We start from the raw sequence: 319 nt of genomic DNA, 5'->3' as shown, positions 1-319 counted from the left end.
CCCGTCCGCTCTCGCGGAACTCGCCGAGGACACCACGCTGACCCGCCCCTTCTCCGGTGCCAGCCCTTACGAGGAGTACGTCCCCGCCTCCGTCCTCAACACGCTGCAACAGCCCCTCACCGAAGCCGCTGACGAGATGGGATTCCTCGTCACCACGCAGGTGATGGAGTTGTGGTTCACCCTGATCGTCCACGAGTGGCGCACGGCGCGCGAGGCGTTCGTCAAGGACGACCTGCCCGCGGCGCTCGACGCCCTGACCCGCAGCCGGCGCGCCCTGTCCGCGCTCAACGACTCCTGGCAGCCGATCGCCGCGCTGACG

The 319-nt window shown here is 69.6% G+C and carries 1 protein-coding gene; it reads left to right on the top strand.

The genetic code is table 11. The features are described from left to right. Positions 1-319, top strand: a 319-nt coding sequence (locus HTV45_RS33670; protein WP_251693427.1) for a tryptophan 2,3-dioxygenase family protein, incomplete at both ends; no start/stop codon positions are given.

It is taken from the genome of Streptomyces sp. CHD11, assembly GCF_018638295.1.
Classification (GTDB): domain Bacteria; phylum Actinomycetota; class Actinomycetes; order Streptomycetales; family Streptomycetaceae; genus Streptomyces.
This window is presented reverse-complemented; position numbering and strand designations above follow the sequence as displayed.